The organism is Chitinophaga sp., assembly GCF_036569125.1.
Taxonomy (GTDB): domain Bacteria; phylum Bacteroidota; class Bacteroidia; order Chitinophagales; family Chitinophagaceae; genus Chitinophaga.
Window position 1 is genome coordinate 1 of sequence record NZ_DATCRF010000335.1, and the last position, 10,584, is coordinate 10,584.

A 10,584-nucleotide genomic window follows, 5' to 3' on the forward strand; every position below is an offset into this window, starting at 1 on the left:
GTCGGCATGCTCTTCCTGCAGCAAACGTTCCACCTGCCGCTCCCATAATACCAGGCTGGATAAGGGGCCTACGTGGCCGCCGCATTCCCGCCCTTCAAACACAAAACGTTTGGCGCCTTCTTTAATGAACATGTCCAGCAAAGAAGTGGAAGGTACATGCAGGTAGGTTTTAATGCCTGCCTGCTCCAGCGATTTGGCCTGTGAAGGCCGGCCGCCGGCTATTAATACAATGGGTGGTTTTTCATCTTTAATATAAGCGATCTGCTCTTCCCGTAATTCAGGGGGCGCAAATCCCAGGATGCCTACACCCCAGGGCTTGTCGCCTGCGAGTGCTTTGGTTTGCTGGATGAGCTTTCTGGCGGGTTCGCCTTTTAATAAGGAAAGCGCTACAAAGGGCAGCCCGCCTGCATCCGCTACTGCGGCAGCAAAGGCAGGTACATCACTCACACGGGTCATAGGCCCCTGTGCAATCGGGTAGGGTATGTTCAGCTCTTTGGATAAAGCATTACCCGGGCTTAACACATTTAAAGCTTTGGCTTGCTGCAGATGGCCGTAAGTGGCTTCCTGCAAACCAAATACTAAACGGTTCAGCTTTTTGTAACGTAATGCCAGGTCAATGCCAATGGCTATATCCTGGCCCAGGGGCAAATAACCTTTATCCACATCCGTTATGCCCAGGTAAGGCGCTAAGTCTTGCTGGGTGGCCTTTTCAGGCAGCACAGGTGAATTGGGCCTTGCCAGCACACGGTAATGATCTATTACACGGGTTTCATTACCATTCAGCTTTTCACATATATTTTTAATGGCGGCAGGTACATTGCTTTCGGGGAATAATACCAGCTGGCTGTCCAGCACCACACCGGTAGCGCCGGTAGCTGCCAGCGCTGCGGCGGTATGTATGCCTACGCCGCCCTGCACCCATATTTCAAGCCCGCTTATTTCCCGTACCACGCGCTGGAACAGGATGTAGGATGATTCATCGCTCACGGCGCCTGCGCCTTCATTTCCTTTTATAATAATGCCCTGTGCATTGGCTGCTTTGGCTTTGTGCGCCTCGCCAACGGTATGCACCTGGTAATAAGTTGCTACGTGTTTGGGTAACGTTATTTTAAAACCATAAGGAATAATTGCGAGTGTAACCTGTGCCGGCAGGGAAATGGAGGCCAGCTGCTCATCTGCAAAACACACACCGAAGGGCTGGTCGCTTTTTGCGGTAATGGTGTTCAGCGCGGCCCGGGCTTTTGACAGATCACGGCCCAAATGAAGTACAGGAAAGGCTTTTGCTTTCAGCAGGGCCAATACAAGGCCTGCATCCGGTTGCTCCAGGGGAGTCACTCCGATAATTTTTATTTTTCCCATGGGTTATGGTTTTATTCCGGCAGGCATACCAATGTAAACAGGTAGTGTAAGGCTGTTAGCTACAAGGGTTTTATGTTTTATACCGGATAGTTCTATGGTTATTACAAATAGTTGGTTCTATTGTTCCTATATATACGGTCTGTTTGCCTGGATGGGTTCTCAAAAAAAAATATATTAAAACTACTTATAGGTATAACCAGGCAAGGCGCTTTCAATAAAGACAGAAAAGGTTTCCAATCTTCAAGGGAGTAAAGATTAAATAAGGCCGTATTTAAAAGATATAGTCCACTGGTTCTAAAGTCCAATCTGTTATTTCACACTTCACATGTTATTTCACATGCGTACATCTGTTGCTGACATGCATTCTTATTGTGGTGGTTCTTTAAAAGCATGATCAATCGAAAGGTGATGCTAAAACAACGATGGCTTGTATTTCATCAAGGGCAAGGTGGTAAAATTTACTGTTCATAGGTGCATATTTTAATTAATTCTTACATGAATTTACAAAAAAAGCAAACGGCGATCCCGTGGTAACATGTTTTTAACACGCTAATTTCATTCCTGAGAAGAATATACATTTTTATAATATCTGTAGAATGCCAGTAAAAAGGGGCATAGTGAATGTTTATGAAGCCGGTTTATTTGTTATTGACTTTTTTGAGGGGGATATAAGATGAAACATTGCATGAAGAAATCTCCCGGGGTTAACCTGTATCTTAACGCAAACAATTTGCACGGATACACGTATTACTTAAATTAATAACTATCAAAAAAAGCAGCAGGAAATAAAGTATTGTACAGCACAAGGTTTGAAATACAAATACTGTGCATTTGACAATTATTCCCGCTGCTTTATTAATTATTCATTATTAATTAATTACTGCCATCCGCCTCCTAAGGTCTGGTACAATTGCACCGTGCCGGCCAGCATATCACGGCGGGCATGAATCAACGCCAGCTCTGCTTCCAGCACACTTTTTTGCGCGGTAATGATCTCTAAATAAGAAGCATAACCGCTTAAGAACAGGTCATTTGCGGTGGATACTGCGCTTTGCAGCACACTTACTTCCTTTTCACGTAAGGCATAGATGTGCTGCTGATTTTGCACATTACCCAATGCAACAGACACTTCCTGGTAAGCCTGCAGGATCTTTTGCTGGTAATGATAATAAGATATTTTACTGCCCGATTCATTAATGCGGTACTGCGCCTGTAATTGCTTTTGATTGAACAGCGGCGCTGTAATACCACCTAATACGCCATAGGCAAAGGATGCAGGCTCCAGCAGCAGGCCGGCTTTAAAAGCATTAAAGCCTCCGTATGGTGTAATATTCAAAGAAGGTAAAAAAGCTTTGCGGGCTGCCTGCACATCTGCTTTGGATGCAGCCAGCTCCAGCTCCGCCTGTTTAATATCCGGGCGGTTGGTAAGCAGCTTACCGGGCAGGCCGGGCTTCCAGGGCGCTGCCAGCGTATCTATTGCTAATGCTTTACTACGCGGCACCGGCTGCGGATAACGGCCTAATAGAAAATTCAGCTGGCTTTCCACCACTAACTGGCGCTGGCGGGTAATGTGTTCCAGGCTGCGTGTGTCCAGCAGCTGCGCTTCAAACTGCTGTACGGCCAGTAATGTTGCCCGCCCGGCAGATTGCTGGATCTGCACGGTGGCTAATGCGGTTTCCTGTAACGCAATGTTCTTTTTGATAATTGCCAGCTCATTATCCAAAGCTACCAATGTATAATAATGCGCGGCCACTTCTGATACCAATAAGGTAGTTACCAGGCGGCGGCCCTGCGCACTGGCCAGGTACCGCGCCAGGGCGGCCCGTTTGCGCGCTTTTATCTTACCCCAGAGATCCACTTCCCAGCTGCTGCGCAGGCCCAGGAAAAAATCAGGCGTAGGATCCGGAATGCGCTGATCTTTACTAATGTTAGTAGACAAATTCGTGTCAAAATTGCCTACTCCATTCAGGGTATATTTACCATATTTATCAATACCGGCAGTGGCAGACAGGTTTACATTTGGCAACCATGCATACCGGGCAGCCAGTAATACCGCTTCGGAAATCTTCATTTCTTCCCGGCTGCTTTGCAATGCATAATTATATTGTAAGGCGGTATCTATTAATGCGCGCAAAGGTGCATCTTCAAAGAACTGCTGCCAGGGCAGCTGGCCTATGCCGGCGGTATCTGCGCTGCTAATGGCAAAAGTATCCGGCATGGCTTTGTTATCCGGCAGCACCAGTGGTTTGGGCATGCGGCAGCCGAATGCAAGGAGAAGAAAGCTAAAAGCTAAAAGCTTAATGCTAAATGCCGGGCGCTTAAGGCTAAACGCTGAATGCAGAATGCTGAATCCAGCGGAGTGTATTGTTTTATTTATATTGAGCTGCTTTATAATAAGCCGCTTTATTTTAGTTTGATCCATCATGATGTTGCTTTTAAACGTTTGCGGGATAAGCTGGCGAACAATACATACAAACCCGGTATTACCAGCACCCCGAACAAAGTACCTATTAACATACCGCCTGCTGCTGCCGTACCAATGGAACGGTTACCCATAGCGCCTGCGCCAGCCGCTACACACAAGGGTATTAAGCCCGCAATGAATGCAAAGGAGGTCATGAGAATGGGACGCAGGCGGGATACCGCGCCTTCCTTTGCTGCCTCCAGTGGCGAAAGGCCTTGCTTGTTACGCAGGATGGCAAACTCCACTATCAGGATGGCGTTCTTACCCAGCAAGCCAATGAGCATTACCAATGCTACCTGCGCATAAATGTTATTTTCCAGACCGAATAATTTCAGCGATAAGAAAGCGCCGAAGATACCGGCGGGTAACGACAGGATCACCGGTAATGGTAGCAGGAAGCTTTCATATTGCGCGGCCAGCAGCAGGTACACGAACACCAGGCAGATCATGAAAATATAAATGGCCTGGTTGCCGGAAAGGATCTGCTCGCGCGTCATGCCGCTCCATTCATAGCTATAGCCGCGTGGCAGCTGCGCAGCGGTTTCCTGGATGGCTTTAATAGCATCGCCGCTGCTGTAGCCGGGCGCCGCATCTCCATTGATCATGGCGGCGGTGTACATGTTATAGCGGGTAAGCTGCTCCGGCCCATACACCCGTTCCAAACGAATGAAGTTGGAGAAGGGCACCATTTCACCTTTATCATTTTTAACATACAGGTGCAGCACATCTTCCGGTTTGGCGCGGTACTGTGGCGATGCCTGCACCATTACCTTATACATTTGCCCAAAGCGTATGAAGTTAGACGCGTAGTAGCTGCCCAGCAAGGTTTGCAACGTGCTCATAGCGGTTTCAATACTCACACCTTTTTGTGCGGCGCGCTCCTGGTCTACATGGATCATGTATTGCGGGAAGCTGGGATCAAAGCTGGTGAAGGCTGCACCTATTTCGGGCCGCTTTTTTAATTCAGCTATAAAATTATTGGTAGCAGTAGCTGTTTGCTGCAGGTTACCACTGCCGGTTTTATCCAGTACCCGTAATTCAAAACCACTGGCATTCCCAAAGCCGGGTACTGTGGGCGGCGGAAAGAATTCAATGTTGGCATCCCTGATATGACTGGTTCTTTTTTCCAGCTCCGCAATTAGCTCTGTTACGGATGCTTTACGGTCTTCCCAGGGTTTCAGGTTGATCATGCCCATGCCGTAAGAGGCGCCGGCAACATCATTCACCAGGCTAAAGCCGGCCAGTGTGGATGCGGATTCCACAGCATCTATATTCCGCGCAACCTGGTACACCTGTTCCAGCACCTGCTCCGTACGTTCTACCGTGGCGCCGGGCGGGGTGGTTACATTTACGTAGATCATACCCTGATCTTCCGAAGGAATAAACCCGGATGGCAATATAGCGCTGGCGCCCCAGGTAGCCAGGAAGAACAGGATCAGCAATCCAACGGTAATAAGCCGCCGGCCTGCTATGCGGCCTATGAATTGCCGGTAGCGGTTAGCCGTAGCATCATAACCTTTGTTAAACCCGCCAAAAAAGCGCTGTAGTAAACTTTTCTTTGCCGGCTGCCCGTGCGTATTCTTTAACATGATGGCGCAGAGTGCAGGCGTGAGGGTTACTGCATTGATGCCGGATATTACAATGGAGAATGCCAGCGTTAGTGAGAACTGCCGGTAAAACACGCCCACGGGCCCTGAGAGGAAGGCTACAGGTATAAATACGGCCGACATTACCAGCGTGATGGCTACAATGGCTCCGCTGATCTCTTTCATAGCAGCCATGGTGGCTTCTAATGGAGGCAGGTGCTCTTCACTCATTTTTACGTGCACGGCCTCCACCACCACAATGGCATTATCTACCACAATACCAATGGCCAGCACCAGGGCAAACAGGGTAAGCAGGTTAATGGAAAAACCTAACATCTGCATAAAGCTTAAAGTGCCTATCAATGCCACCGGCACTGCCAGCGCAGGGATCAGGGTGGAGCGGAAATCCTGCAGGAACAGGAACACTACCAGGAATACCAGCAGGAAGGCTTCAAACAGCGTGCGCACTACTTCATGAATGGAGGCATCCAGGAAGCGGGATACGTCGTAGTTGAAATTGTACGTCATGCCGGGAGGAAAGGAGGTGGCTTTCAGCTCTGCCATACGGTCCTTTACATTCTGGATCACTTCCCGCGCATTGGAGCCGGGGCGCTGCTTCAGCATGATGGATGCAGAGGGCTTGCCATCTGTTTTGGATACCATGCCGTAGCTTAATGCCCCGAACTCCAGCTCTGCTACGTCTTTCAGGCGGAGCATAGCACCGTCTGCCTCTGTGCGCAGGATGATGCCGGCGTACTGGGAAGGTTCAAAGAACTTACCCGTGTAGCGTAATACATATTGTAACAGTTGTGGGTTTTTGTCAGAGCTTTCACCGGTTTTACCGGGTGCTGCTTCAATATTCTGGCGCCGGATAGCGGCAATAATTTCTTCTGCTGAAATGTTGTAGGCCAGCATACGGTCGGGCTTTAACCATACGCGCATGGCGTATTCCTTGGCGCCCATGATCTCTGCAAAGCCAACACCGTCAATTCTTTTCAGCTCCTGCAGCACATTGATGTCGGCAAAATTGTAAATGAACTGTTCGTCCAGGCTGGGATCTTCGCTCATTACATTGAGGTACAGCAGCATACTGTTCACCTCTTTTTCTGTGGTTACACCGGCTTTAATTACTTCTTCCGGTAATTCATCTATAATGGTGGCTACGCGGTTCTGTACGTTCACTGCTGCCTGGTCAGGATCGGTGCCCACCTTAAAAAAGATCTGTATAAGCGTAATACCGTTGTTACTGGATACGGACGACATATACGTCATGCCCGGCACGCCGTTAATGGCGCGTTCCAGCGGGGTGGATACGGCTTTGGCGCACACCTCTGCATTGGCCCCGGTATATTTAGCCGTTACCGTTACAGAGGGCGGCACAATATCCGGGAATTGGGTAACCGGCAGGGTAAACAATGCCAGCAGGCCCAGTAGGAGTATGATCAATGAGATAACGAGCGACAGTACCGGCCGCTTTATAAAAGTATCAAACATGTGTTGTTGTTTTTGTTTCCCTACATTTTCATCTTCAGCAAACTGTCGAGGGGAATGGTAACCGGATGAATGTGCATGCCTTCGCGGATGGTTTGCGTGCCTTCGCACACAATGCGCTCACCGGCGCTAAGCCCGTTCTTCACAATATAACAATGTGATAAGCGGGAGCCGGGCATAAAGCTGCGCATGCTTACCCGGTTGGCAGTGTCTACTACAAAAACGTAGTTCTTATCCTGCATTTCAAACACGGCTTTCTGGGGAATGATCAATGCATCCTCCAGGGTATTCTCCAGCTGAATGCTGCCGCTGGCGCCGTGTTTCAGCAGCTTTTGCGGATTGGGAAAGCGGGCGCGGAAGGCAATGGCGCCTGTAGAGGATTCAAATTCCCCTTCTATGGTCTCTACCTTGCCGGGGTAGCTATAATTAGTACCGTCGGCCAGGATGAGGTTTACCGCTTTGTTGCTGGGCCCTTTTTGTGATTTCCGGTATTCCAGGTATTCTGTTTCCGATACATTGAAGTAGGCATACATTTCATGCGTGTCTGATACGGTGGTGAGCAGCGTACCATCTGTTACCAGGCTGCCTGTTTTCAGCGGAATACGGTCAATGGTGCCATCAAAAGGCGCATAAATGTTGGTGTAGTTCAGGTGCATGGTAGCGGTGGTTGTGGCCGACCGCGCTTCATCTATTTTTGCCTGTGCAGCAGTGAGCTTGGCTGTGGCCACTTCCAGCTCTGTAGGTGCGATCACCTTTTTATCCACCAGCATTTTCACGCGGCGGGTATCTACCTCCGCGGCTTTTGCTTCTGCAATGGCGCTGCTTAAGCTTGCGTTGGCTTCTGCCAGCCGTGCCTTGTACTCTTCGTTATTTATGGAGAAGAGTAATTGCCCTTTTTGCACTTCCTGGCCTTCATCCACATAGATCTTTTCCAGGAAACCATTTACCCTGGCCCGGATCTCTACATTACGAACGGCCTGTAAGCCGGCTACATAGTTATGTTTCAGCAAAGTGTCTTTCATCACCAGCTTTGTAACCGGGAAGGGCTGCGCCTTTTCCTTTTTGTTATTGGTATTGCCGTTGGTGGTGCATCCCCACAGGACTATCACCAGCATGGCGTATATAAAACGCTGCTGCATTATTATAATTAATAATTAAGAATGAATAATTAATATGCCTGCATAATTAATAAACCTGCAGGATCTGAATGCCCGTATGATCCATGCAAAGTACTGCCGGGTTCCTGTTAGGGAATAGGTACTTTATTATCAACGGATCAGATCAGAAAGGGGAGAAGGAGGCTCAGAAAAGGGCTAAGCGGAACAGGAAGTTATAGTAGGCGGGCAGAAAGGAATCCTGCCATTGATATACGCCGCTTTTATTTTCTTTTTCGAGAATGTAATTGTATTGCCGTTCATCCAGGTAAAGGATGCGCGGGCTGCAGCTGAACTGCTGCGTAGTGGCGTTCAGGTAATAGCGCTGCTTGCGGCCTCTGGGGGCGGTGGCGCGTAAGATCTCCCCGTTATTGTCCGCAGTTTCATCTGCCAGCAGCTCTGCTGCCAGGCGGGTAAAAGCGGTATCGTCAAAAAGATCAACCTTTGTTTGCTGAATGTGTTTTTCTGCAGCTGCAGCGGGTGTTTGCAGGGCCTGCGCGTCGGGGAAAAAGCCTGCCAGCTGCCGTAAGCTGAAGAACAGCATACAGCAGAGCCATTTAACCGGTATGTGCATTTTCTTTACCACGCTTTAAGAGAAGTCCCCAAATATTAGTGGTGCAAAGGTATATCATAGTGCGCAGGGATCAAAGTGGAATTGGATAAGCGGAGTAATTAATAATTAAGAATGAATAATTAATAATCGTGTGGCAGGTAACCCGGGTTATTGTTTAGTCTTCATTATTAATTAGTTCAGAGAATGTTACGGCAGGAATTAGTTGTCCTGAAATACTTACGGGATGCAACAGTATGTAATTATTTTAACTAAACTTTAGTATATGCTGTGATATAACATACAATCATTTAACTACAACTCAATGCGCAGTACGCATTCATTATTAATTATTCATTCTTAATTATTACTGCTGCCCTGCAAAACTTCCATCCGGATGCTCCAGCGGGGCTTGCTGGCTGCCTACGGTATCTACATTATTCATTTCTTCGAAGAATTGACCATCTTCATAGCCAACGGAAACAAATACTGTTAGCTTTTGGCGGGCCGGGCCTTTGAAGGTGCCACGTACAGGGCTGCAATCGCGGAAATTGCGGCCTACGGATAATTTTACGTGCTTATTGGTTACCCAGATATTATTGGTAGGGTCTATGCCGGCCCAGCCGTAACCGGGGATCAGGGCCTCTACCCAGGCATGCGTGGCGCCCTCGCCCCGCATCCCGTTCTTATTCGGGCAAATATACCCGCTCACATAACGGGCAGGGATCTGGCAGGTGCGCAATATTTGCAGCATCAGGTGGGCAAAGTCCTGGCATACACCGGCGCCATGCTGCAATATTTCATCCACAGTGGTTTCTACGTTGGTGATGCCTTTAATGTATTTGAAATGTTTAAAAATGTATTCGCTGCAGCTTTCTACTACGCCTGCCACACTTTCGCCGCGGCGCACAGCAATGGCAATAGCGTCTATGGCGGCCTGTGACTGTATAGCATCGCGGTTACCCAGCTCCAGCAATTGTAATTGGCCGTCCATTTCCTGCTGCAGCTGTTTAAAATTGGAATGAAAATTTATTCCCAGCTGGGACGATGCCGTGGTGCGCACCAGCAGCTTGCTTTCAATTGCCAGCAGGTTATGCGAAGGCAGAATGTTGAACAAGCCGGTTTTATTGCCCCAGTAGTCGGAGAACGTTTGTACGTTCGGGTGATCTGTGATGAACAGGTCGTGCTGTAACACTTCCTGGTCGGCACACTGGTAAGGAAAGATCTTTATTTCGTTGGCGCTTTCCTTTACCGGCCGGTCGTACTCGTAACGGGTAATATGATGTATCTTGAAAATAGACATAATCCTATCTGATAAAGCTTATACGTAAGAAAAGAATTGGCGGCTCAGCTGAATGGTAAATTCCTGCAGGTCCTGCCTTATTTCTTCCAGGAACTGCTGTAAAGATCCGTTATTCAATGTATCCAGGTCGGTGTAGCGCACCTTGCTGAACAGGCGCCCGAAACAGCGGGTGAGCGCATCATTCTCCGCCATGGGATTGCCCCTTATAACTTCCTGCAGGCGCCGTTCAGCCCTGCCCAGGGTATGGGCTACGGAATGCGGAAAGTTATCATTGAACAGCACCTGGTGCAATACATTTGAATTATAATTAGCGGTGCGGTATGTTTTTAAATGCAGCTCATAACCGGAGAGCGACATCAGCAGGTAACGCCATTGCATAATGTCCTGCACGGTATCCAGGTTATAATTGATACGCTGGTACTCCTTGTTGGTAAGCACAATGGTTTCCAGGCAGCGCTCCACATATTTTCCCAGGTTCATAAAGTTCCAGCCCAGCCCGCGCGACATGGTAATGTCTGTAACGCCGTTATACAAAACAGTATGCCTGGTAATGGCGTCCAGCACTTCCAGCGCTTCATAGCTCATGAGGCGCTGGTCTACCGAAGGCTGGTTCATGAGATGGTAAATGGCATTTACCTCCTCCCATACTTCCTTGGTGATGTGGTCCTGTACGCCGC

At 48.5% G+C, this 10,584-nt stretch carries 7 protein-coding genes; all 7 read right to left on the reverse strand.

From position 1 onward, the window contains the following. On the reverse strand, window positions 1-1,359 hold a 1,359-nt coding region (locus VIM87_RS12375; RefSeq protein ID WP_331997295.1), incomplete at its 3' end, for a nitronate monooxygenase. An 877-nt stretch (window positions 1,360-2,236) separates the two neighbouring features. Continuing rightward, window positions 2,237-3,613, reverse strand: coding sequence for a TolC family protein (locus VIM87_RS12380; RefSeq protein ID WP_331997296.1), 1,377 nt, complete (start codon window positions 3,611-3,613; stop codon window positions 2,237-2,239). Between the two features lie 167 nt (window positions 3,614-3,780). Continuing rightward, on the reverse strand, window positions 3,781-6,903 hold the full coding sequence (locus VIM87_RS12385; RefSeq protein ID WP_331997297.1) for an efflux RND transporter permease subunit: 3,123 nt from the start codon (window positions 6,901-6,903) through the stop codon (window positions 3,781-3,783). A gap of 20 nt (window positions 6,904-6,923) precedes the next feature. Beyond that, window positions 6,924-8,039 (reverse strand): efflux RND transporter periplasmic adaptor subunit, encoded by a 1,116-nt coding sequence (locus VIM87_RS12390; RefSeq protein ID WP_331997298.1) that lies wholly within the window; start codon window positions 8,037-8,039, stop codon window positions 6,924-6,926. Between the two features lie 163 nt (window positions 8,040-8,202). Beyond that, window positions 8,203-8,598: a hypothetical protein gene (locus VIM87_RS12395; RefSeq protein ID WP_331997299.1), complete on the reverse strand. Its 396-nt coding sequence runs from the start codon at window positions 8,596-8,598 to the stop codon at window positions 8,203-8,205. 373 nt (window positions 8,599-8,971) lie between these two features. Next, window positions 8,972-9,907, reverse strand: a complete 936-nt coding sequence (locus tag VIM87_RS12400; RefSeq protein ID WP_331997300.1) for a transglutaminase family protein — start codon at window positions 9,905-9,907, stop codon at window positions 8,972-8,974. Between the two features lie 18 nt (window positions 9,908-9,925). Beyond that, window positions 9,926-10,584: alpha-E domain-containing protein (locus tag VIM87_RS12405; protein ID WP_331997301.1), on the reverse strand; the 659-nt coding region annotated here is incomplete at its 5' end.

Coding starts and splice junctions, on each gene's coding strand:
- VIM87_RS12380 (WP_331997296.1), bottom strand. CDS start 3,613: ATGCCCAAACCACTGGTGCTGCCGGATAACAAAGCCATGCCGGATACT.
- VIM87_RS12400 (WP_331997300.1), bottom strand. CDS start 9,907: ATGTCTATTTTCAAGATACATCATATTACCCGTTACGAGTACGACCGG.
- VIM87_RS12385 (WP_331997297.1), bottom strand. CDS start 6,903: ATGTTTGATACTTTTATAAAGCGGCCGGTACTGTCGCTCGTTATCTCA.
- VIM87_RS12390 (WP_331997298.1), bottom strand. CDS start 8,039: ATGCAGCAGCGTTTTATATACGCCATGCTGGTGATAGTCCTGTGGGGA.
- VIM87_RS12395 (WP_331997299.1), bottom strand. CDS start 8,598: ATGCTGTTCTTCAGCTTACGGCAGCTGGCAGGCTTTTTCCCCGACGCG.